Raw genomic sequence first — 20,274 nt, forward strand, 5'->3', positions numbered from 1 at the left:
CCGACGTGTCTACTTTCCAGGGGTCAGGCCCTACATCCATAATGGCCGCTGGCCCTGAGTCTATCGACCCGACCGCGTATCTCGAAGAGCTACTCACCCAAGCATCGCCCGATCTGATGCGTGAAATGCTCGGTGATTTCATCAACCAAATTCTCTCTGCCCAAGCCGATACTGTCTGCGGCGCTGACTGGGGCACCACCAGCGACAACCGCGTCAACCACCGCAACGACTACCGCCACCGACCACTGGATACACGGGTCGGCATCGTCGATGTGTCTACCCGCAGGATGAACGACCTGGTCGCCACCCTCGGCATCGATGAATCTATCGAAGTCACAAGTTAGTGAGATGGCCAACGACTTGGATTCGATAGTGGAGGATTTCCACACCCGGCCACTGGATACCGGCCCGTACTACTACCTCTCGTGCGACGCGCTGACGATGAAAGTCCGGGAAGGCGGACGCGTGGTCAAACGAGTGTGCTCCTAGCAACCGGTGTCAACAATGACGACTACCGAGAACTATTAGGCATGCAAAATAGCTACCGCTGAGTCCACCGGCTCGTGGCCCGGCTTCCTCAGGGACTTAAAAGCCCGCGGTCTAGGTGATGTCTACCTGGTGACAAGTGACGCTCACGTAGGAATTCAAGCAGCGGTGTCTGATGTGCTGCCAAATGCCTCCTGGCAACGGTGCCGCACTCACTTCGCTAAGAACCTCTCGTCCATGGTGCCAAAGACCCAGTGGCCGACATTATCGGCGACGTTCCACACGATCTTCCAACAACCCGATGCTGAAGCGGTGTGGGCTCAGGCTCGGGAAGTGGTGGAATTCTGCCAGGCGAAATTTCCGCATGTGGCAAACTAGCTCGAAGAACAACTTGATGATGTGTTGGCGTTTACACACACCGAAGTCAGTGTGGACCAAAGTCTGGTCGAATAACCCCACCGAACGGCTCAAGCGCGAGATCTGCCGGCGCACTGATGTTGTCGGTATCTTGCCCCACCGTGATGCTGTGATTCGCTTAGTCGGGGCCGTCCTTGCTGAGCAGCATGATGTGTGGATTCAGCAGAAACGCTCCATGCCGTTGACAAGCCTAGAGCAAACCAAGGCGTTGATCACAGCCAATGTCATCGACGCCGACACCACCACCCCGGCAGGCAAGGAGATTGCAGCCTAATGACCAACCACGCCCAGGCCCGTGCCGGACCCGATCCCTGCTCACAGATCACCGACGATTCGAAAGAACTCATCCACCACCTACACGGACCTGACCCGCTTCACGCATCAATTTGCCTTTCAGCCCCAAATATCAAGGTCTCCGACCTCCCCCGCGGCCCCGGTTTACAAGGATGCTGGCCTTGCTGATGGAACCGGTTTTCTACCCATTATTCTGTGCAGATCACAGGCAACAGGCACCCACGAACGAGACCTGTTGCCTGATCGACCCCTGGCTGCCATCGTCGAGAAAATCCCTACTTACCAGGCGATTTGTTTCAATCAGACATCACCGATATAGTTTATTCACGTCGCAAGGGAACGCAAGAGATTCCCCGTGATATTCCTCCATAGCTCAGTTGGCAGAGCATTCGACTGTTAATCGAAGGGTCACTGGTTCGAGCCCAGTTGGAGGAGCACTCAACGAAGCCGCCTGAAAGGGCGGCTTTCTTCGTTTTCCTCTGGCTCTGATGCCTAACCGGGGCTAAGTAGCCAAAGGCCTTTCTAGTTCCCAGGCCGTATTGGAGGGGCACGAGACGTCGAAAGCGAGAAGTAGGTAGGCTATGTTCCGCATACCTACTACTCAAACCATTAAGGAAGCTCCCCACAGATGATCCAGTTTGTTGTTGGCGCCGCGGCAGGCTACGTATTCGGCACTAAGGCGGGCCGAAAGCGCTACCACCAGATCAAGGATGGTTACGAAAAGCTGGTGAACTCCCCTGCCACCAAGACGCTTGTTAACGGCACTCGTCGGGCAATTGCCAACCGTCTCGATCCGGAACCGAGAATGAAAGAGGTCAAGGATCTCTCACGCGGACGGCGGAATTCGGGTCAATTCGACAATTCGGATACCGTGTACGAACCCGACCAAGATTAGTGGTTTAGGCTGATATTAGTGTGCATTGCACACTAGTAGCCAGAATGAGCACTGCCCTGAGGGCAGTGCTCATTCCGAATTTTTGGGTTAAGTAGCAAAAAGTGACGGCGGATTACTGGCCGCGTCGAAAATGGTTAATTTCTTAGTTCTGCCCACTGCGGAACGCGCGCTCGTTGAGCTCCCTGCGAGCTTGTTCTAGCGCAACCAGATCCGAGAACAGGGAGTTGTACGCCGCTTGGTCATCGGAGGGGCGCATGCGGCCGAGCTGGGCCTTGATGAGAGCAATCTGGTCGCCAACGCGGGACTCTTGGAGACGGGAGAGCACGGAGTCGGTGTAGACGTTCATGTCGACGTCGGTGGGCAGGATTTCCTCGACGGCGAGCTCCGAGATGAAGCTCTGGGCGGTGACGTCGGGCATCTGCTCGCTGACTCGTGCGACCCATTCGACGGGGGGCATCGTCAGCGCGGTGGCAATGCCACCGGCCTTGGAGATGGCCTCGCGCACGGCGCGGTAGGCCAGGTTGGTGTAGCTGGCGGCATCGATGCCATCGAAGTACTCACCGGCGTTCTGCGGGTACTGGAGGGCGATTTTCAGCGCCTCACGCTGCGGCCAGAGATGAGTGTCCTTCGGGTTGGGGCGATGGAGCACCGGGACGTCCTGCGCCGCAGGAGCCTGCTTGGAGTCGTCGAAGCGACGAATGGTGCGCTTCTCCTTCTTAGGTGCACGGTGGGCCTGCTCGACTTGCTGGAGGACCTCCATGGGGTCAGGCCAGCCAACCCACGCGGAAAGGCGGCGTGCGTACTCGTCGCGCAGGGGCTTGTCCCGGATGTCGGCGACGACGGGGACGGCGCGGCGCAGGGCTTGGAGGCGGCCCTCGGCAGTGTCGATGCGGTAGCCGGTGATGATGGTCTGCACGACGAACTCGAACATGGGGATGCGGTCTGCGATGAGGTCGCGGACGGCGGCATCGCCACGCTTGATGCGTAAGTCGCAGGGGTCGAGGCCCTCGGGGGCGACGGCGACGAAGGACTGGCCGGTGAACTTCTGGTCGCCTTCGAAGGCGCGCATAGCGGCTTTCTGGCCGGCTTCGTCGCCATCGAAGGTGTAGATGAGCTCGCCGTTGAAGTAGGAGTCGTCGAGCATGAGGCGGCGGAGGATCTGGAGGTGGTCCTCACCGAAGGCGGTGCCACAGGAGGCGACGGCGGTCTTGACGCCGGCGGCGTACATAGCCATAACGTCTGTGTAGCCCTCGACGATGACGGCCTGGTGGCCCTCCGCGATGTGCTTCTTGGCGAGATCAATGCCGAAGAGGACCTTAGTCTTCTTGTAGAGCATCGTCTCTCTGGTGTTCATGTACTTGCCCATCGGGTCATCATCGAAGAGCTTGCGGGCGCCGAAGCCGATGACGTTGCCGGCGAGGTCCTTGATGGGCCAGATGAGGCGACGGTGGAACATGTCGATGGGGCCGCGCTTGCCCATTTTGGACAGGCCGGCCTTCTCCAGTTCCTCGAAGGAGAAGCCCATGCGGATGAGGTGCTTGGTAAGCGTGTCCCAGCCCTCGGGAGCGTAGCCGCACTGGAAGTCGTAAATGATCTCTTGGGAGAAGCCGCGGTTGAGGAGGAAATCTCGGCCAGGTGCTGCCTCGGGGGTTTCGAGCTGCTTGCGGTAGAAATCGTGCGCCGCCTTGTTCGCCTGGATAAGGCGCTGACGCAGGCCTGGCTTTTCCTCACGGGCGGCGGCACTACCCCCCTGGTAGGTGATGTGGTAGCCGATCTTCTGGGCGACGGCCTCGACGGCCTCGGGGAAGGTGAGCTGCTCCATCTCCATAAGGAAGTTGAAGACGTCGCCGCCCTTGCCCGTGGAGAAGCAGTGATAGTAGCCGCGCTGCGGGCGCACGTGGAAGGACGGGGTGCGCTCGTCTTTGAATGGGCTCAGCCCCTTCATCGAGTCGTAGCCAGCAGGCTTTAGTTGTACGTACTCCCCCACGATTTCCTCAATGGGTGCACGTTCACGGATCGCTTGAATATCGCTGTCCGGAATCCTGCCTTTCGCCATGGGTAATAGATTACCTGCACTGGCAAATCAGCGACCGATTTCTTCATGGTGCTATCCGTTTGCAATGATGGGGGTATGGCGCACTCTACCCCCTCGAAGAAATCACTGCCTGCCGTCATCGGCGGCGTGGTGCTGGTCCTCGTAGCGGGCTATTTTGGCATCGACTTGAAGGGCGATTCTGGGGCTTCGTCGTCGGCGACGTCTGCTCCTGCCTCAGCATCTGGGACGGCGGAGGCTGAGGGGGCATCGGAAAGCTCGTGTGCTCTGGACACGCTGCCGGCTGAGGCGGCGGAGACGGTCGACGATATCCTCGCCGGCGGGCCGTACGAGTACCCCGACAACGACAACGTGCGGTTTGGCAACTACGAAGGCGTGCTGCCGAAGGAGTCGCGGGACTACTACCGCGAATACACCGTCGAGACGCCGGGGCTTAACCATCGCGGCACGCGCCGCATCGTCACCGGCGGCGGCTCCGACACCGACCCCGACGTCTGGTACTACACCGACGACCACTACGAAAGCTTCTGCACTATTCCCGACGCGGAAGGGTAACCATCATGAACCGAGTTCTCATCACCGAACCGCTGCGCACGCGCGAGGAATTCTTTGCCGCCCTGGGCAAGATGCACTTTGTGGGAGACTCCCCTGCTCCCAGCAACCTCGACGCACTTGCCGACTTTGTGCGCGAATTCCGCGTTGACGTGATTGTGGCCGCAGATATGGCGCTCGAGCTGCATGACTACCAGGATCTGGTGCGGGTGTTAGAGGCTGAGGGTGTGAAGTTGGTTCGCTAGTCCATGAAGCCGGAAAGCTCGGCGCTGCGCTTGGCCAGGCGCTCGAGGCGTGACTCGGTCATGGAGGCGATTTGGTCGATGATGACGCGGTCGCGTTCGGCGTCGGAGTCGGCGGCGAGCCACCAGCCGGCGAACATGGCGTCGAGGGAGCCGGGGGCGCCGGCGACGAGGTAGTCATAGACGCGGTAGATGCGCTCGCGTTGGCGGTCCTGACGCGCGAGGTGCGCGGGGACGTCCATGACATAGAGGACCGCGATGGTTTTGAGCAGCTTGACCTCGGCTTGGGCGAGTTCGGGGACGACGAGGTGGCCGTTGGTGCGGCCCAGCTTGTTCTCGGCGAGGAGGTCTGCGTTGGCGGTACGGGTGGCACCCACGGTGGCGCCGACGTAGCGGCCGACGAGCTCGGAGGTCATCTTCTTGAGATCGGTGTAGGCGCGCAGGGAGTAGTCGAAATCGCCGATGGCATTGATGACGTCGAGACGGCGGAGGGAATCGGCGGCATCGAGAAGCTCTGCTGCATCCCCGCCGAAGGCCTGGGCGCCCTTTTCGGCGAGGGTGGCAAGCTCCACCAAGTCCCAGAGGACGGACAGGGAAATGCGACGGGAGATGATACCGTCTTCGACGTCATGGACGGAGTAGGCGATGTCGTCTGACCAGTCCATGACTTGGGCTTCGATGGGCGGAAGGCCGTCGGTGTGGCCTTGGCGGACCCACTCGAGGATGTGGGCGTCCTCGTCGTAGCAGCCGTACTTGCGGTTCGTTGTGCCGTCCGGGTTGGTCTTGAGCTTGGGATATTTGCAGGCAGCGTCGAGGGCGGCGCGGGTGAGGTTAAGTCCATAACTTTCCTCGCGACCGTTCACGGTCGCGACCACTTTGGGCTCGAGGCGGGTGAGGATGCGCAGGGTTTGGGCGTTGCCTTCGAAGCCATTCTGGGCGACCTCGTTAAGGGCGGTCTCGCCGTTATGTCCGTAGGGCGGGTGGCCGATGTCGTGGGTAAGCCCGGCCATGTCGCAGAGGTCCGGGTCCAGGCCCAAGCCGCTGCCGATGCCGCGGGCGATCTGGCCGACCTCGAGAGAGTGGGTAAGGCGGGTGCGGGGTGTGTCGCCGTCACGGGGTCCGACGACCTGCGTTTTATCGGCGAGGCGGCGCAGGGCTGCGGAGTGGAGCACGCGGGCGCGGTCGCGGGAGAAGGCGCCTCGATGATCTGGGCGAGCGTCGTGGGCGAAAGAGGAGCCTTTGGGGGACTCGTCGAAGAGGCGCTCGGTATCGGCGGGTTGGTAGGAATACATCGAGGTTAAGCCTAGCGTTTATTCGCGTTCGAGCTGGTCGTGGCGCGCGCTCCAGTTGGGGCGCATAATGCGCTCGAGGCGGTGCAGGGCGGGTGTGAGGCCAGGAATGACAAGCGCGAGGATGCCGCCGACTTCGTGGATGACACAGCGGAACCAGGATGCCTGTGGGAAGTGGATGGGGCAGTCTTTGGCGGTGACGGTTGTCGCGCGGAAGCCGTGGCGACGGGCGATGAGCCAGGCGCGCGGCGCGTGGTAGGGGTCGGTGACGAGGGTGATGTCCTTGATGTCCGGGAAAGCGCGCTTGACAGCGTCGAGTTCTTCGCCGGTGGTGTGGCCTTCGCGCAGAGCCGTGATGTGGGTGGCGCCGCGGACTTCGAGGTATCGGGCGGCGACGCCGGCTTCGGTGAAGCGGTCGCCGGGCAGGTTGGAGCCGGTCGTCACGAAGTGGCGGTCGGTGCCAAGCGCAAGGGCGGCGTTGAGACGGGCTTGGAGGACCTTGGAGGGGCGGCCGTCATACTGGGCGGCACCCAAAATGACGATTGGGCCGAGTTCATGTTCCATTAGTGGGTAGTCTAGTGGCATGACTTTTTCGCGCGTTGGACGCGCGGCAGTGGCCGCGCTACTCATCGGACTGGGCACGGGCGCACCGGCGGTGTTCCTGGGCACGGCGGTCGCACAGGCGGCGCCGGCAGCTTCCTCGATCACGGCGAAGGGGACGGATGACTCGGGTGTGCTCTCCTCGTCGCAGAAGTCCGACTTGGAGTCGCAGATTGCGCAGCTGCAGTCCTCCGATCAACGTTTGCTCTACGTCGTCTACACCACGGGCCTGGATTCCCAGGTCGAGTCCTATGCGGAGTCGATTGTGGATTCGCGCGGTACGAATACGGCGGCGTTCGTCGTGGATACCGAGGCACGTAAGGCGACGGTGAGCGTGGGGTCCGAGTGGCCGTCGGGCTCGCAGGACAAACTCTTTGAGGCCGCCTATGATTCGCTCGCTGCCTCCGATTGGGCTGGAGCGGGCAGCGCTGTGGTGGAGGCGGCATCGGGAAGCTCGGGCTCGGGTGATGGCGCGCTGTGGCTGGGTGCCGGCGGTGCGGCTGTGCTCGCGGCGGGCGGCGGCGCGTATGCGATGTCGAAGCGGAAGACTAAGAAGGAGACCGCGGCGACGGTCGAGTCCGCGCGGGAGATCGAGCCAACGAACACGACGGCGTTAGCACGGTTGCCACTGCCCGTGTTGGAGGAACTCGCGCAGGAAGAGCTCGTGTCCACAGATGAGTCCATTCGCCGTGGCAAGGAGGAGCTCGACATTGCGATTGCGGAGTTCGGGCCGGAGCGCGCGCGGAAGTTTACGGCGGCGATGAATCAGTCCACCTCGACCCTGCAGCGTGCGTTTGCGACGCATAAGCAGATTGAGGCGCAGCGTGGGATGCCGGAGGCGCAGAAGCGTGAGCTTTTGGTGTCGATTGTGTCCTCGTGCGGGCAGGCGGATGATGCGTTGGATGCGCAGGCAGCTGAGTTTGCGTCGATGCGCGACTTGTTGGTCAATGCTGGTTCGAAGCTTGATGAGTTGACGCAGAAGACGGTGGATTTGAGGGCGCGTATGCCGCAGGCGACGGCGACGTTGAATTCGTTGCGGGAGCAGTACTCGGAGGAAATGCTGCAGTCGATTGCGGATAATCCTCAGATGGCGTCTGTGTCCTTGGATGAGGCAGAGAAGTCCTTGTCGTTGGGTCGTTCGTTGCAGTCGAAGCCGGCTGGCCAGCAAGGCGGACTCGTGGGGGCGATTCGTGACTCCGAGCACGCGATTGAGGTTGCGGACCGGTTGCTGTCGGCTGTGGAGAACGCGCAGTCCACGATCACGACGGCGCAGCAGGGTCTGTCCGCGCTCATTGCAGAGGTTGATGGCGAGATTTCTGAGGCGCGTCAGATTGAGGCGCAGGGTCAATCCCAGGGGACCTCGGCGGACTGGGCGTCCTTGGAGGCGTTGTTGTCGGAGGCGTCTGCTGCCGCTGAGGCGGCGCGTGCGGGTGGCGCGGCGGATCCGTTGGGGCATTACACGACGCTGATGTCCCTGGACGGGCGGCTCGATGAGGCGCTGGATACGGTGCGTGAGGTGACGCAGACGCATGCGCGCCAGCTGGATATGTTTGCGCAGCAGATTTCGGTGGCCTCGTCCACGATTCAGGCGGCGGAAGACCTCATCTCGGCGCGTGGTCGTTTGGTGGGTGCCTCGGCGCGTACCGCGTTGGAGGATGCGAAGCGTCTGCATGCGCAGGCGTTGCAGCAGCGTGACCGTGACATTCGTAGTGCCCTGGATTTGGCGCGTCAGGCAGTTGCCGCGGCCCAGGAAGCGCAGCGTCGTGCGCAGAACGATATCGATGACTACCGCCGGCGCCAGCAGCGCCAGCAGATGGCGTCCGGTGCGGGTGACCTCATCACGGGCATGGTCATTGGACAGATGCTCGGCGGCGGTGGACACCGTGGTGGCTACGGCGGAGGCTTTGGGGGCGGCTTCGGTGGAGGCGACTTTGGGGGCGGTGGCGGTTCGAGGACGGGTGCGTTCTAGTCCTCGGGTGTTGTCCACAGGTTGCAGGGTCATGGTTGCCCACTAAATTGTGCAAGACGGCGGTTATCCACAGGTATGCAGGGTACATGCTTGCGGGTGGCCGCCGTTGTGGGTTTTCTAGGGGTATGAACCTCATTGCATTGCACGAAGCAACACACGAAACACTGGCATTGGTCGCTGCGGGACAGCTCATTCAGGTCGCGGGCGGGTACGCGTGCGACCGCGCGGAGTGGGAGGCACTCGCCTATCACGAACAACAGGAGTGGCGGGTGCGCGCGGCAGGATTATCGGTCCGGGAGGCGGTGCTCGTGGGGAAATCCGCGGCGCGTATCCATGGATTATGGGTCCTATCGGCGCGTGAGGAAGAAGTCGAGCTCACGTTGCCGGCAGGCGGCTTGCCGCGTCGGACGCAGTGGAGCGCGGGATATCGGTATAGGCGATTGATCTTGGCGGATGACGATTATCGAGAGATTGACGGTCTGCGGGTGACGTCACGGCCGCGGGCGTGCATCGATACCGCGCGCTTCCACGGCTTCGCGGACGGTCTGGTGGCGATGGATTCGCTGCTGCGGCAGGGGTACTACCGCGAGCATGTCTCACTTGTGATTGCACGGATGGGGCGGTGTAAGAACATCACGGTCGCGCGACGGTGCCTCGAGTTGGCAATATCGACGTCGGAGTCGCCGTATGAGTCTTTCGCGCGGGCGCTGCTCATCGAGGGGCTTCCGGGAGCGGCGGTTCGGCCGCAGGTACGGGTGCTGCCGGGGGTTCGTGTAGACCTGCTCGTGGACGAGCACGTGGTCGTGGAGATTGATGGCGACGTGAAATACGACGGGCAGACGTATCGCGGGACTGAGGAAACCATCGTGGCGGAGCGAGCGCGCGAGAAGCAGCTCCACAACGCGGGGTATCAGATGGTGCGCTACTCCCCTGCCCAATTACGCCGGGAGCCGGAGCGCTTCATCGCGGAGGTATCGGCGGCGCTTGCGCGGAAAGCGGCGTAAAAGAAACAAAGGCAATGTGCCGTTGGCACTATGCGCTGGTCGTGGAATTTGGGTGAATTAAAGCGACCAGCGCATATGGCTATTATGACATTGCCTTTGTCGGGGATAGGTGGTTGTGGAGGCCGCGGGGGTGGTTGCCGATGGCTACATGCGGCGGATGTGGCCGGAGTTGTCGACTTCCATGCAGCACCACGTGAGGAAGACGAAGTCCACGTCTGGGATGGGCATGTCCTGCGGGTGGTCGAAGACCTCGAGGGTGGAGCCGTGGGGGCGGGTGCGGGCGACCACGTTGCCGGCGGCGTCGATGATGGCGCGCTCGCGGCGCAGCCGCCGGGTGCGGTTGAGCGTGTAGCGACGGGTGCCGCACACGGCGGAGAGCCGGTTGACGGAGAAGCCGGTTTGGGCGACGGTGAAGACCTCGCCGTCGGAGGTCGTGGCCTTGATGACCAACTGCATGTCGTCGCGGGTGACCTCGGTGAGGATTTGGCCGTGGGCGAAGTGGATGACGTGCTCACGCACGGCGGCGGCCTCGGCCCCGCCGGGGTCCGTGAGGCCGTCGTGGCGCCAGGTCCAGTATTCAGTCGACATGGTGACCTAGCCCAGGAACAGCGCGCCGACGGCGACGAGGGACGCGAGAACGAGCGTGGCGATCCAGGCGATGGCGCCGCTGGAGGTCTTCGCCTCAAGGATGAGACGCGTGAACCAGCTGAGAGCGGCGACTTCCTCGACGGAGAGGTCGTGGTCGGTGTAGTCGCCCTCGAATTCGAGGATGGCCTCGCGCACGCCGCGGTTCTTCGAGGTGAACTGGGCGACCTTCGTGCCGGAGGCATCCTCGATGATCCAATTGCCGGAGGTCTCGCAGATGAACGCGAAGGTGCGGCCGTCGAGGGACGCGTCGAGCCGCTTGTCGCGGCTGGCGTTGCCGGCGAGGCGGAAAACGCGGTCATCGGCAAGCGTGGCAGAGGCGCCGAGGTCCGAGGCGTCGAGGCGCCAGTAGGCGTCAGCAACGGTGGCGGAAGACTCGGTGAACTCACCGATCGGCTCTGCGGCCTCCGCAAGGAGACGCGGTGCAGAGCGATCGGTGCGATCCCAGCTCGTGTAGTGCATGCTTAGCAGCCCACCAGGCGGGCGGCGAGGTAGGACTCGAGCTCGTCGATCTTCACACGCTCCTGCTCCATGGAGTCGCGCTCGCGCACGGTGACGGAGCCGTCCTCGAGGGAGTCGAAGTCGTACGTGACGCAGAACGGGGTGCCGATCTCGTCCTGGCGGCGGTAGCGGCGACCGATGGCACCGGACTGGTCGTAGTCCACGTTCCAGTTGGCGCGCAGCTTGTTGGCCAGCTCCTGGGCCGGGGTGGACAGCTCTTCCTTCTTGGAGAGCGGAAGAACGGCGACCTTGACCGGCGAGAGGCGGCGGTCGAGGCGCAGGACGACGCGCTTGTCGGTGCCACCCTTGGCGTTGGGGACCTCTTCCTCGTCGTAGGCATCGACGAGGAAGGCCATCATGGAACGGCCGAGGCCGGCGGCCGGCTCGATGACGTAGGGGATCCAGCGCTCGCCGGTGGTCTGGTCGAAGTAGGACAGATCCTCGCCGGAGCCCTCGGAGTGGACGCGGAGGTCGTAGTCAGTACGGTTAGCAACACCCTCGAGCTCGCCCCACTTGGAGCCGGTGAAGCCGAAGGCGTACTCAACGTCGACGGTGCGCTTGGAGTAGTGGGAGAGCTTTTCCTTGGGGTGCTCGTAGAGGCGGAGGTTCTCCGGGTCGATGCCCAGGTCGACGTACCAGTTGTAGCGGTCGTCGATCCAATACTGGTGCCACTCTTCGTCCTCGCCCGGCTTGACGAAGAACTCCATCTCCATCTGCTCGAACTCGCGGGTACGGAAGATGAAGTTACCCGGGGTGATCTCGTTACGGAAAGACTTGCCGATGTTGGCGATGCCAAACGGCGGCTTCATGCGCGAGGAGGTGAGGACGTTTTTGAAGTTGACGAAGATGCCCTGGGCGGTCTCCGGGCGCAGGTAGTGCAGGCCTTCCTTGTCATCGACGGGGCCGAGGAAGGTCTTGAGCAGGCCGGAGAAGGCCTTGGGCTCAGTCCAGTTGCCCGGCTGGCCGGTCTCCGGATCGTTAATGTCAGCGAGACCGTTGGGAGCAGGGTGGCCGTGTTTCTCCTCGTAGGCCTCGAGGAGGTGGTCAGCGCGGTAGCGCTTGTGGGTGTAGAGGGACTCGACGAGCGGGTCAGTGAAGACCTCGACGTGGCCGGAGGAGACCCACACCTGGCGCGGCTGGATGACGGAGGTGTCGACGCCCACGACGTCCGAGCGAGACTGGACCATGTGGCGCCACCACTGGCGCTTGATATTTTCCTTGAGCTCGACACCCAGCGGGCCATAGTCCCATGCGGAGCGGGAACCGCCGTAAATCTCGCCGGCCTGATAGACCAGGCCGCGGCGCTTGCACAGGCTAACAACGGTGTCGATGACGGATGCCATGATTCCTTTTACACTCCTACGGATCGGATTCGCGGTTGAGGGCGAATCGTCGGACGCTTGCAATAGCCTCCTATCCTAGCCTGTACGGGGGCGGACCGGCAGGAAGGGGTGGAGGGAAACAGTGCACGTTCCTAACACTATGGGTGAAATGCGTAAACATTATCCCTAGCCGCAGGTGAATAACACCATTGAGAAAGAGTGGAAAAACTCACCCAGACTTTTCCAATGTCCCACAGTAACTTCCCAGCTAGGGCAAGTATGCACAAAAATGGTCTATTGATATAGTGTCTAGGTCATACACGTCGACGGAGGATTTACCGTGCCCAACACACTACCCACTGCAGACGAGCTGAAGAACGCTGAGCATCTGTTCAGCGCACTCGACTCGCCGCTGCGTCTGCGTATCCTCATCCTGCTGGCCGATCGCGGCCACTTCGTCCACGAGCTCGTGGGCAAGTTGGAGAAGTCGCAGCCGCTTATTTCCCAACACCTGCGCGTGCTCAAGTCCGCGGGTCTCGTGCGCTCCGAGCGCTCGGGCCGCGAGGTCATTTATTCACTGTCCTCGCCGAAGTCAATCCGCCTTATCACCACGGCCGCAAAGCTCGAAGAAGAGCTCATGGCAGCAAGCGAGAACTGATTTTCAAGTTATATGCGTTAAGATAGCCGTATGACTGTGCAGTCCAATATTCCGAAGCTGGGTGCGCGCAATACGAAGCAGCGCACTGCCGTCGTCGAGGTTCTTCGCGAGATGGATAAGTTCGCTTCGGCCAAGGACATTCACCAGGAGCTGCAGGCGCACGAGGCCAAGGTGGGTCTTACCACCGTCTACCGCACCCTCCAGTCCCTGTCCGAGATCGACGCAGTGGACGCGCTTCATATGCCCACAGGTGAGACGCTCTACCGCCACTGCGAATCGAGCCACCATCACCACCACCTCGTATGCACCAAATGCGGCCGCACCGAGGAAATCGATGGCGGCCCCATCGAGGCCTGGGCAAAGGAAATGGCCAGCAGGTTCGACTTCGAACTCACTGGCCACGACGCCGAGGTCTTTGGCATCTGCGCGCAGTGCCGCGCGAAAGCAGCTTAACGCTAATTCTTTTTGACGCCGCCGAAGCGGCGGTCGCGGCGGGCGTATTCCTCGACCGCGGCGAAGAGATCCTCCGGCGTGAAATCTGGGAAGAGCTTGTCCTGGTAGACCATCTCCGCGTACGCGGACTGCCACAGCAGGAAGTTGGACGTGCGCTTCTCGCCGGAGGGGCGCAGGAACAGGTCTACGTCAGGCATCTGCGGGTCGTAGAGATACTGCGCGATGGTCTTCTCATTGATGGCGCTGGGCGCCAGCTGACCGGATTGGATATCAGTGCCGAGCTTGCGGACGGCATCGACAAGCTCGGCGCGGCCGCCGTAATTGACGCACATGGCGAGTGTCATGCGGGTGTTGTCTTTGGTGAGCTCTTGGGCGGCCTCAAGCTCTTTGATGACGCTGCGCCAGAGGCGGGGGCGGCGGCCAGCCCAGACGACGCGGACGCCGCGCTCGTTGAGCCAGTCGCGCTGGCGGCGGATGACGTCGCGGTTAAAGCCCATGAGGAAGCGAACTTCCTTGGGGCTGCGGCGCCAGTTCTCCGTGGAGAAGGCGTAGGCGGACAGGTACGGGATACCCATGGCAAGGCAGGCGTCGACCGCGTCGAGGAGGACCGCCTCTCCCCTCTTATGACCTTCCGTGCGCTCCATGCCGCGCTCTTGGGCCCAGCGCCCGTTGCCGTCCATGACGAGGGCGATGTGTTTGGGGAGGAACTCCGCGGGGATCTCGGGCGGAGTGAGGACTCGGTTGGGGTCAGGCGTAATCACCCGCCCGATCTTACTCGACTCGCTATTGGTCCATGACCGCCAGTGCGGTCACTTTGCGCTCGATGTGCCACTGGAGGTGCGCAATGGCGAGCCGGTGGCCTTCCGCTTCCTGTACGGGTGTGGGTGTGCTGGGGTGTCCGTGCGCAAGTAGCCAGAGGTGATGGAGGGTCTCCGGGTCGACCTCGGCGGCGCCGGGCGGGCGGCATTCGTGGCAGGCGGCGCCGCCGATGGCCGGGTGGAAGGCGTGGTGCGGGCCGGGTTTGCCGCACTGGGCACAGTCGAAGAGGCTCGGCGCCCAGCCGGAATGGGCCATGGCTTGAAGGAGGAAGCGGTCGAGGACGCGGGTGGGCGGCTCGTGTTGGAAGTCGCGGAAGGCGGCGACGAGGGCCTCATAGAAGTAGGGGTCGGTGTCGAGGGCGAGTTTCTCGGCGGCCTCGAGGGCGGCGCAGGCGGCGGTGTAGCGCTCGTAATCGTCGATGATGTGCGCGCCGTAGTAGCCCACGGTGTCTGCTTGGGAGATAGTGTGGAGGTTGCGCCCCTCGTAGAACTGCACGTCGAGGTCGACGAAGTGCTGAAGGCGCGAGCCGAAGCGGGACTTGGCGCGGCGCACGCCCTTGGCGACGGCGCGCACGAGTCCATGGTGGTGCGTGAGCAGCACGATAATGCGGTCGGCCTCGCCGAAGTCGTATGTGCGGATGACGACGGCGCGATCCCGGAAGTTGGGGCGACCGCCGCTGCTTTTCGGGCGCGAGGTACGAGCGCCCGCGCCTGTGGGCTTAGAAGCCAAGGCGTCCCAGGAATTTCGGGTCGGACTGCCAGTTCTTCAGGACCTTGATGCGCAGGTCGAGGAAGACGTTTTGGCCGAGCAGCGCGATGATCTTCTTGCGGGACTCGCCCATGATGCGGTTGAGGCGGCGGCCGTCCTTGCCTTCGATGATCTTCTGCTGGCCGGGGCGCTCGAGGTAGATGATCGCATGGATGTTGAGGACGCCGGGGCGCTCGGGGTTGGGCAGCATTTCGTCGATGCCCACGGCGACGGAGTGCGGGAGTTCGTCCTTGAGGCCGGCGAGAGCAGACTCGCGGATGAGCTCGGCGATGCGCTCTTCCTGGCGCTCGTCCGTGACGTGGTCGTCCGGGTAGAACTTGGGGCCTTCGGGCAGGGCGTCGCGGATAACACCGACGAGGTCTTCGACCTGGGTGCCGTCCTTGGCGGAGACGGGGATGACCACGGCGTCAGGGTCGTGCTCGGTGAGCAGCTCGTGGAGGGCGAGCAGCTGAGCGCCGACCTGGTCACGGGAGCCCTTGTCGAGCTTGGTGACGATACCGATGATCTTCGTCTTCGGGGCGACCTCACGGACGTTGTCGAGGATCCAGCGGTCGCCGGGGCCGATCTTCTCGTCTGCGGGGATGGTCAGGCCGATGACGTCGACGTCGGCGTAGGTGTCTTTGACGATCTCGTTGAGGCGCTCGCCCAGCAAAGTGCGCGGGCGGTGGAGGCCTGGGGTGTCGACGACCACGATCTGGCAGTCCTCGCGGTGGACGATGCCGCGAATGGGGCGACGGGTGGTCTCCGGCTGGTTGGCCGTGATGGCAATCTTCTCGCCCACAATGGCGTTGGTGAGCGTGGACTTGCCGGTGTTGGGGCGGCCTACAAATGACACGAACCCAGAGCGGAAGCCCTCGGGCGTGTCGGTGTAGTCGCGGTAATCAAGTGCTGCCTCGTCGGGCAGGTTCTCGAAGGCGGCGTCAAAGTTGTCTGCAGGAGTGGCTGCGGGTTTGTCGGCCGGGTTCGATTCGTGAGGGTCTGTATCGTTCATCGTGCCCACATCATACCCGCTCGGCGGGGGTTTTCACGATCCCTGCTAGAGATCCTCGACGTCGGTGACGGAGAACTGGAGCTGCGGGTGCTCGAAGTAGTCCTGGGCAGCGATGAGGCACAGCTCGTCCGACTCGGCCTCATAGGTGACGTTGAGCAGGTCCCAGACGGAGGACGCGGTGGCCTTGAGCGCGGCCTTCGCGTCACGAGTCTTGGCGTAGTGGCCGGTAAAGAGCGCGGCGGTGACGTCGCCGGAGCCGTTACGCTTGAACGGCAGGCGCGGGGTCGCAACGATAAAAGCGCGGTCGCCGTCCACGGCGAGCATCTCGATGGAATCCTCCGGGGTCTCCGGGCGGTTGACGGAGGTCACGAGCACGGTGCGGGGGCCGATCTCCTGGGCGACCTTGACGGCCTCGAGGGTCTGCTCAAGGGTGCCGGTCTCGTGCTCGGTGAGGTAGCCCAGCTCAAACTGGTTGGGCGTAATGATGTCCGCGACGGGAACCACCTTGTCGCGCAGCAGCGGCGGGATCTCGTCCGAGACGAAGCAGCCGGACTTCGCGTTGCCCATGACCGGGTCGCACGCGTAGAGGGCGTTGCCGTTGACGGCCTTGATGCGGCGCACGGCGTCGACGATGGCGCCGGCGATGTCCGAGCCGCCCTGGTAGCCGGAGAGGATGGCATCGATCTTGGGGAAGGCGCCGCGCTTCTCGATGCCGTCGACAATCGAGGTCACCTCGGTGCCCGGAATCATCGGTCCGCCCCAGTCACCGTAGCCGGTGTGGTTGGAGAAATTCACCGTGTGGATGGGCCACACCTCGTGGCCTGCGCGCTGAAGCGGGAACACTGCGGCGGAGTTGCCGACGTGGCCGTAGGTGACGTGGGACTGAATCGACAGAATATTCATGGGGCTTATTGTGCTACGAAGCACGGACGCGTACCAAGTATTTGGCGAATTACTTGTCGGTCTTCGTTGTCTCCTCCCCCAGGGCGGCGCCGATGAGGCCGGTGAACAGCGGGTGCGGGCGAGTCGGGCGCGACTTATACTCCGGGTGCGCTTGGGTGGCGACCATGTACTTGTGGTCGGGGTACTCCACGAACTCGACGAGGTTGCCGTCGGGCGAGGTGCCGGAGAAGACGAGGCCGGAGCCCTCCGTGATCTGCTCCTTGTACGCGTTGTTGACCTCGTAGCGGTGGCGGTGGCGCTCGGAGACCTGCGTGGTGCCGTAGGCCTGGGCGACCGCGCTGCCCTCGGCCAGGACGGCCGGGTAGGCGCCCAGGCGCATGGTGCCGCCCAGATCTGCCTCGCCGGCCACGGCCGCTTTCTGCTCGGCCATGGTGGCGATGACTGGGGTGCTGGTGGTGGGGTCGAACTCGGTGGAGGAGGCATCGGAAAGCCCGGCGTGGTGGGCGGCCTCGAGCACCATGGACTGGAGCCCCAAGCACAGGCCGAGGAAGGGCACGTCGTTCTCGCGGGCGTAGGTCACGGCGGCCAGCTTGCCTTCGATGCCGCGCACGCCGAAGCCGCCGGGGACGATGATGGCATCGAGGTCCTCGAGCTCGCTCGTGTCCTCGGCGATGGTGTCAGCGGCAATCCAGCGGACGTTGGCCTTGGCGTGGAAGGCGAAGGCGGCGTGGCGGGTGGCCTCGGCCACGGAAAGGTAGGCGTCCGGCAGGTCGATGTACTTGCCCACGATACCCACGGTGACCTCGCGCTGGGGGTTGTGGACGCGGTCGAGGAGGTCGCGCCACTGCGTCCAGTCCACGTCGCGGAAGGGCAGGCCCAGCTTACGGATGACGAAGGTGTCGAGATGCTCGCGGTAGAGGACCTCCGGGATGTCGTAGATGGACGGGCTATCCGGGCAGGAGGTCACGCCCTCTTTCTCGATGTCGCACATGAGCGCAATCTTGGCCTTGAGCGGGGCCGGGACCTCACGGTCGCAGCGCAGGACCACGGCGTCCGGCACGATGCCGATGCCGCGCAGCTCCGCCACGGAGTGCTGGGTGGGCTTGGTCTTGAGTTCCCCGCTCGGCGCGAGGTACGGCACGAGGGAGCAGTGGATAAAGAAGACGTTGTCGCGGCCCACGGTGTGGCGGACCTGGCGCACGGCCTCGAGGAAGGGCTGGGACTCGATGTCGCCCACGGTGCCGCCGATCTCGCTGATGACGACGTCCGGGGTGTTGCCCTCGGCGTCCGGTTCGCTCATCGCGATGACGCGGGCCTTGATTTCGTCCGTGATGTGCGGGATGACCTGGACGGTCTTGCCCAGAAACTCGCCGCGACGCTCCTTGGCGATGACGGTCGAGTACACCTTGCCGGTGGTGACGTTCGCGTTCTTGGTGAGGTTGCGGTCGAGGAAGCGCTCGTAGTGGCCCAGATCCAGGTCGGTCTCGGCGCCGTCCTCGGTGACGAAGACCTCGCCATGCTCGAACGGGTTCATGGTGCCCGGGTCCACGTTGAGGTACGGGTCGAGCTTTTGCATGGTGACGGACAGGCCGCGGGCGGTGAGCAGCTGGCCCAGGCTGGCGGCGGTGAGCCCCTTGCCCAGCGAGGAGACAACGCCTCCGGTGACGAAAATGAACTTAGTCGGCGTAGCAGACATGGGGGGTCCTCCTTGACGGAGACGGACCTGCGTGTACCGCGAAAAATGCGACATCCCGCAGGTGAACTATTTACCTACGGGATTTCAGGATAACACGGAACGTGAAAATTCAACAATAAGAAGACAGATATTACTCCCCGTGCGGCTCCCCCACCGCCGGAATCCCACCACCGGGCACCTGCTTGTCCAGGTTCGCGCGCTCGGCGGCGTCCGGGAAGGCCTTAGGGCCGGAGGGCTTCGGTTGGAAGCTCAAGCCGCGTTCCTTCACGTCGTCGTACCAGTCCGCGAGCAGCTCGTTCTGGAGGCCGAACATTTCCTTCTCTTCGGCTGGCGTCGCGTGGTCGTAGCCCAGCAGGTGGAGGCACCCGTGGACGGTGAGCAGGGCCAGCTCGTGTCCCAGCGAGTGGCCGGCGGCCGTGGCTTGACGCTGTGCGAACTCGGGGCAGAGCACGATGTCGCCCAGCATGGCGGGGCCGGGAGCGGCGGCATCGGGACGCCCGCCCGCAGCCCCCGGGGTGATCTCATCCATGGGGAAGCTCATGACGTCGGTCGGGCCGTCGAGATCCATCCAGCGCACGTGCAGATCCGCGATGGTCGCAAGATCCACGGCGGTGATGGTGCACTCCGCGTCCGGGTTCACGTCCATGCGGCCGAAGGCGTAGGAGGCAACGTCGATGAGCATTTCTTCGTTGACGCCGTCGTAGCCGCACTCGTTCAAAAACTCGATGCTCATTCTTGGTCCTTCTTCCGTTCTTGCTCTGCGTCGAAGCGATCGTAGGCACCCACAATGCGACCCACAAGCTGGTGGCGCACCACGTCGTCGGCGCCCAAGTCCGCGAAGTAGATATCGTCAATGCCGTCGAGGATGCGGCGCACGATGCGCAGGCCAGAGACATGACCGCGCGGGAGGTCGACCTGTGAGATATCGCCAGTGACCACGATCTTTGAGCCGAAGCCCAGGCGCGTCAAGAACATCTTCATCTGCGCAGGCGTGGTGTTCTGCGCCTCGTCAAGGATGACGAAGGCGTCGTTTAACGTGCGGCCACGCATGTACGCCAGCGGGGCGACCTCGATGATGCCGGCCTCCATGAGCTTGGGGATGATCTCCGGATCAAGCATGTCGCGCAGCGCGTCGTACAGCGGGCGCAGGTACGGGTCGATCTTGTCGTTCAAGGTGCCCGGCAGGAAGCCGAGCTTCTCCCCCGCTTCCACGGCCGGGCGGGTCAAAATAATGCGCGAGACGTCCTTATTGTGCAGCGCCTGCACGGCCTTCGCCACGGCGAGGTACGTCTTACCGGAACCGGCCGGGCCAATACCGAAGACGACCGTGTTGTTATCGATGGCGCGCACGTACTCGGACTGGCCGACGGTCTTAGGCCGCACGGTCTTGCCGCGGCGCGAGACAATATCCGCGGCGAGCGCCGCGGAGACCGACTGCGGGGCCTCGACGGCGACCATCTTCACGGCGTGCTTGACCGTCTCCGGGGAGATGGTGTGGCCGCGGCGCGCGATAGACTCGAGCTCGTCGAGAACCTTGGCCGCACGCGCGACCTCGTAGTCCGGTCCCGTGATGGTCACGGTCGTCCCGCGTGCGAAAAGGTCCGCATCGAGCTGATTGTTGAGGACCCGCAGGTTGGCATCCGCCGTGCCCAGCACGGCGGCGACATAGGCGGAGTCCACCTCTATCTTCTGAGTGATAATTGGCACGAGTCCCAAT

The 20,274-nt window shown here is 63.2% G+C and carries 21 protein-coding genes, 1 tRNA gene and 1 pseudogene; 10 read left to right on the forward strand and 13 right to left on the reverse strand.

Annotation, left to right across the window (positions count from 1 at the left end):
- The 4 genes and pseudogenes from HMPREF2559_RS13350 to HMPREF2559_RS11220 all read left to right on the forward strand — a co-directional run.
- A partial coding sequence (locus tag HMPREF2559_RS13350) for a transposase (protein WP_246818478.1) occupies positions 1-344 on the forward strand: 344 nt, incomplete at its 5' end.
- A gap of 4 nt (positions 345-348) precedes the next feature.
- Positions 349-1,177 (forward strand): annotated as a pseudogene (locus tag HMPREF2559_RS11210) (transposase).
- A 382-nt stretch (positions 1,178-1,559) separates the two neighbouring features.
- Positions 1,560-1,632, forward strand: a tRNA-Asn gene (locus HMPREF2559_RS11215).
- A 193-nt stretch (positions 1,633-1,825) separates the two neighbouring features.
- On the forward strand, positions 1,826-2,092 hold the full coding sequence (locus HMPREF2559_RS11220) for a hypothetical protein (RefSeq protein WP_066511559.1): 267 nt from the start codon (positions 1,826-1,828) through the stop codon (positions 2,090-2,092).
- Between the two features lie 142 nt (positions 2,093-2,234).
- Here HMPREF2559_RS11220 and dnaG read toward each other — a convergent pair whose 3' ends face one another.
- Positions 2,235-4,148 carry a DNA primase gene (gene dnaG, locus HMPREF2559_RS11225; protein ID WP_070540799.1) on the reverse strand — a complete coding sequence of 638 codons (1,914 nt, stop codon included), beginning with the start codon at positions 4,146-4,148 and terminating at the stop codon, positions 2,235-2,237.
- Between the two features lie 75 nt (positions 4,149-4,223).
- On the opposite strand from dnaG, the gene HMPREF2559_RS11230 reads away from it, so the two are divergent.
- Together HMPREF2559_RS11230 and HMPREF2559_RS11235 are read left to right on the forward strand one after the other, a co-directional pair.
- Positions 4,224-4,700, forward strand: coding sequence for a guanyl-specific ribonuclease (locus HMPREF2559_RS11230; protein ID WP_070540802.1), 477 nt, complete (start codon positions 4,224-4,226; stop codon positions 4,698-4,700).
- 5 nt (positions 4,701-4,705) lie between these two features.
- On the forward strand, positions 4,706-4,942 hold the full coding sequence (locus tag HMPREF2559_RS11235) for a hypothetical protein (RefSeq protein ID WP_068801977.1): 237 nt from the start codon (positions 4,706-4,708) through the stop codon (positions 4,940-4,942).
- On the opposite strand, the gene HMPREF2559_RS11240 is transcribed toward HMPREF2559_RS11235, so the two are convergent.
- The gene (locus HMPREF2559_RS11240; RefSeq protein WP_066492361.1) at positions 4,939-6,231 is read right to left on the reverse strand and encodes a deoxyguanosinetriphosphate triphosphohydrolase; all 1,293 of its coding nucleotides are present in this window, start codon (positions 6,229-6,231) and stop codon (positions 4,939-4,941) included. The two genes, HMPREF2559_RS11235 and HMPREF2559_RS11240, sit on opposite strands and share 4 nt — an antisense overlap.
- Before the next feature lie 18 nt (positions 6,232-6,249).
- Entirely contained in the window at positions 6,250-6,792 is a 543-nt protein-coding gene (locus HMPREF2559_RS11245; RefSeq protein WP_066492363.1) for a YdcF family protein, read from the reverse strand.
- 19 nt (positions 6,793-6,811) lie between these two features.
- On the opposite strand from HMPREF2559_RS11245, the gene HMPREF2559_RS11250 reads away from it, so the two are divergent.
- Together HMPREF2559_RS11250 and HMPREF2559_RS11255 are read left to right on the forward strand one after the other, a co-directional pair.
- Positions 6,812-8,797: a TPM domain-containing protein gene (locus tag HMPREF2559_RS11250; RefSeq protein WP_070540804.1), complete on the forward strand. Its 1,986-nt coding sequence runs from the start codon at positions 6,812-6,814 to the stop codon at positions 8,795-8,797.
- Positions 8,798-8,922: 125 nt separating this feature from the next.
- Positions 8,923-9,801 (forward strand): hypothetical protein, encoded by an 879-nt coding sequence (locus HMPREF2559_RS11255; RefSeq protein WP_066492371.1) that lies wholly within the window; start codon positions 8,923-8,925, stop codon positions 9,799-9,801.
- Between the two features lie 144 nt (positions 9,802-9,945).
- On the opposite strand, the gene HMPREF2559_RS11260 is transcribed toward HMPREF2559_RS11255, so the two are convergent.
- From HMPREF2559_RS11260 to HMPREF2559_RS11270, 3 genes are read right to left on the reverse strand one after another with little or no spacing between them, the layout of a single operon-like run.
- The gene (locus HMPREF2559_RS11260) at positions 9,946-10,389 is read right to left on the reverse strand and encodes a hypothetical protein (protein WP_066492375.1); all 444 of its coding nucleotides are present in this window, start codon (positions 10,387-10,389) and stop codon (positions 9,946-9,948) included.
- 6 nt (positions 10,390-10,395) lie between these two features.
- Positions 10,396-10,908 carry a hypothetical protein gene (locus tag HMPREF2559_RS11265; RefSeq protein ID WP_066492380.1) on the reverse strand — a complete coding sequence of 171 codons (513 nt, stop codon included), beginning with the start codon at positions 10,906-10,908 and terminating at the stop codon, positions 10,396-10,398.
- A gap of 2 nt (positions 10,909-10,910) precedes the next feature.
- Positions 10,911-12,290 (reverse strand): glycine--tRNA ligase, encoded by a 1,380-nt coding sequence (locus HMPREF2559_RS11270; protein WP_066492382.1) that lies wholly within the window; start codon positions 12,288-12,290, stop codon positions 10,911-10,913.
- Positions 12,291-12,609: 319 nt separating this feature from the next.
- Here HMPREF2559_RS11270 and HMPREF2559_RS11275 point away from each other — a divergent pair, with 319 nt between their 5' ends.
- Both HMPREF2559_RS11275 and HMPREF2559_RS11280 read left to right on the forward strand, forming a co-directional pair.
- The gene (locus HMPREF2559_RS11275) at positions 12,610-12,927 is read left to right on the forward strand and encodes an ArsR/SmtB family transcription factor (RefSeq protein ID WP_066511531.1); all 318 of its coding nucleotides are present in this window, start codon (positions 12,610-12,612) and stop codon (positions 12,925-12,927) included.
- Positions 12,928-12,957: 30 nt separating this feature from the next.
- Complete coding sequence (locus tag HMPREF2559_RS11280) at positions 12,958-13,380, forward strand: Fur family transcriptional regulator (protein ID WP_066492386.1); 423 nt, start codon at positions 12,958-12,960, stop codon at positions 13,378-13,380.
- 2 nt (positions 13,381-13,382) lie between these two features.
- Here HMPREF2559_RS11280 and HMPREF2559_RS11285 read toward each other — a convergent pair whose 3' ends face one another.
- From HMPREF2559_RS11285 to HMPREF2559_RS11315, 7 genes are all read right to left on the reverse strand, one after another.
- Positions 13,383-14,141, reverse strand: coding sequence for an isoprenyl transferase (locus HMPREF2559_RS11285; protein ID WP_077210089.1), 759 nt, complete (start codon positions 14,139-14,141; stop codon positions 13,383-13,385).
- 22 nt (positions 14,142-14,163) lie between these two features.
- A complete protein-coding gene (gene recO, locus HMPREF2559_RS11290; protein WP_066492389.1) occupies positions 14,164-14,928 on the reverse strand; it encodes a DNA repair protein RecO in 765 nt (254 codons plus the stop codon).
- Positions 14,918-15,958 (reverse strand): GTPase Era, encoded by a 1,041-nt coding sequence (gene era, locus HMPREF2559_RS11295; protein WP_066492394.1) that lies wholly within the window; start codon positions 15,956-15,958, stop codon positions 14,918-14,920. The genes recO and era overlap by 11 nt, the downstream gene beginning before the upstream one ends.
- A 45-nt stretch (positions 15,959-16,003) precedes the next feature.
- Entirely contained in the window at positions 16,004-16,861 is an 858-nt protein-coding gene (pdxY, locus tag HMPREF2559_RS11300) for a pyridoxal kinase PdxY (protein WP_066492397.1), read from the reverse strand.
- Between the two features lie 49 nt (positions 16,862-16,910).
- The gene (locus HMPREF2559_RS11305) at positions 16,911-18,557 is read right to left on the reverse strand and encodes a CTP synthase (protein WP_066511517.1); all 1,647 of its coding nucleotides are present in this window, start codon (positions 18,555-18,557) and stop codon (positions 16,911-16,913) included.
- Between the two features lie 130 nt (positions 18,558-18,687).
- Positions 18,688-19,290, reverse strand: a complete 603-nt coding sequence (ybeY, locus tag HMPREF2559_RS11310; RefSeq protein WP_066492403.1) for an rRNA maturation RNase YbeY — start codon at positions 19,288-19,290, stop codon at positions 18,688-18,690.
- Positions 19,287-20,264, reverse strand: coding sequence for a PhoH family protein (locus HMPREF2559_RS11315; RefSeq protein WP_066492405.1), 978 nt, complete (start codon positions 20,262-20,264; stop codon positions 19,287-19,289). Before HMPREF2559_RS11315 ends, ybeY begins: the two co-directional genes overlap by 4 nt.
- Positions 20,265-20,274 lie beyond the last annotated feature (10 nt).

It is taken from the genome of Corynebacterium sp. HMSC072G08 (assembly GCF_001809185.1).
Taxonomy (GTDB): Bacteria; Actinomycetota; Actinomycetes; order Mycobacteriales; family Mycobacteriaceae; genus Corynebacterium; species Corynebacterium phoceense.

What these genes read in the sequence shown, in the direction of transcription:
- pdxY (WP_066492397.1), bottom strand. Translation starts at nt 16,861, where the DNA reads ATGAATATTCTGTCGATTCAGTCCCACGTCACCTACGGCCACGTCGGC.
- HMPREF2559_RS11255 (WP_066492371.1), top strand. Translation starts at nt 8,923, where the DNA reads ATGAACCTCATTGCATTGCACGAAGCAACACACGAAACACTGGCATTG.
- HMPREF2559_RS11270 (WP_066492382.1), bottom strand. Translation starts at nt 12,290, where the DNA reads ATGGCATCCGTCATCGACACCGTTGTTAGCCTGTGCAAGCGCCGCGGC.
- HMPREF2559_RS11305 (WP_066511517.1), bottom strand. Translation starts at nt 18,557, where the DNA reads ATGTCTGCTACGCCGACTAAGTTCATTTTCGTCACCGGAGGCGTTGTC.
- HMPREF2559_RS11240 (WP_066492361.1), bottom strand. Translation starts at nt 6,231, where the DNA reads ATGTATTCCTACCAACCCGCCGATACCGAGCGCCTCTTCGACGAGTCC.
- dnaG (WP_070540799.1), bottom strand. Translation starts at nt 4,148, where the DNA reads ATGGCGAAAGGCAGGATTCCGGACAGCGATATTCAAGCGATCCGTGAA.
- ybeY (WP_066492403.1), bottom strand. Translation starts at nt 19,290, where the DNA reads ATGAGCATCGAGTTTTTGAACGAGTGCGGCTACGACGGCGTCAACGAA.
- HMPREF2559_RS11260 (WP_066492375.1), bottom strand. Translation starts at nt 10,389, where the DNA reads ATGTCGACTGAATACTGGACCTGGCGCCACGACGGCCTCACGGACCCC.
- HMPREF2559_RS11220 (WP_066511559.1), top strand. Translation starts at nt 1,826, where the DNA reads ATGATCCAGTTTGTTGTTGGCGCCGCGGCAGGCTACGTATTCGGCACT.
- era (WP_066492394.1), bottom strand. Translation starts at nt 15,958, where the DNA reads ATGAACGATACAGACCCTCACGAATCGAACCCGGCCGACAAACCCGCA.
- HMPREF2559_RS11265 (WP_066492380.1), bottom strand. Translation starts at nt 10,908, where the DNA reads ATGCACTACACGAGCTGGGATCGCACCGATCGCTCTGCACCGCGTCTC.
- HMPREF2559_RS11230 (WP_070540802.1), top strand. Translation starts at nt 4,224, where the DNA reads ATGGCGCACTCTACCCCCTCGAAGAAATCACTGCCTGCCGTCATCGGC.
- HMPREF2559_RS11245 (WP_066492363.1), bottom strand. Translation starts at nt 6,792, where the DNA reads ATGGAACATGAACTCGGCCCAATCGTCATTTTGGGTGCCGCCCAGTAT.
- HMPREF2559_RS11235 (WP_068801977.1), top strand. Translation starts at nt 4,706, where the DNA reads ATGAACCGAGTTCTCATCACCGAACCGCTGCGCACGCGCGAGGAATTC.
- HMPREF2559_RS11280 (WP_066492386.1), top strand. Translation starts at nt 12,958, where the DNA reads ATGACTGTGCAGTCCAATATTCCGAAGCTGGGTGCGCGCAATACGAAG.
- HMPREF2559_RS11250 (WP_070540804.1), top strand. Translation starts at nt 6,812, where the DNA reads ATGACTTTTTCGCGCGTTGGACGCGCGGCAGTGGCCGCGCTACTCATC.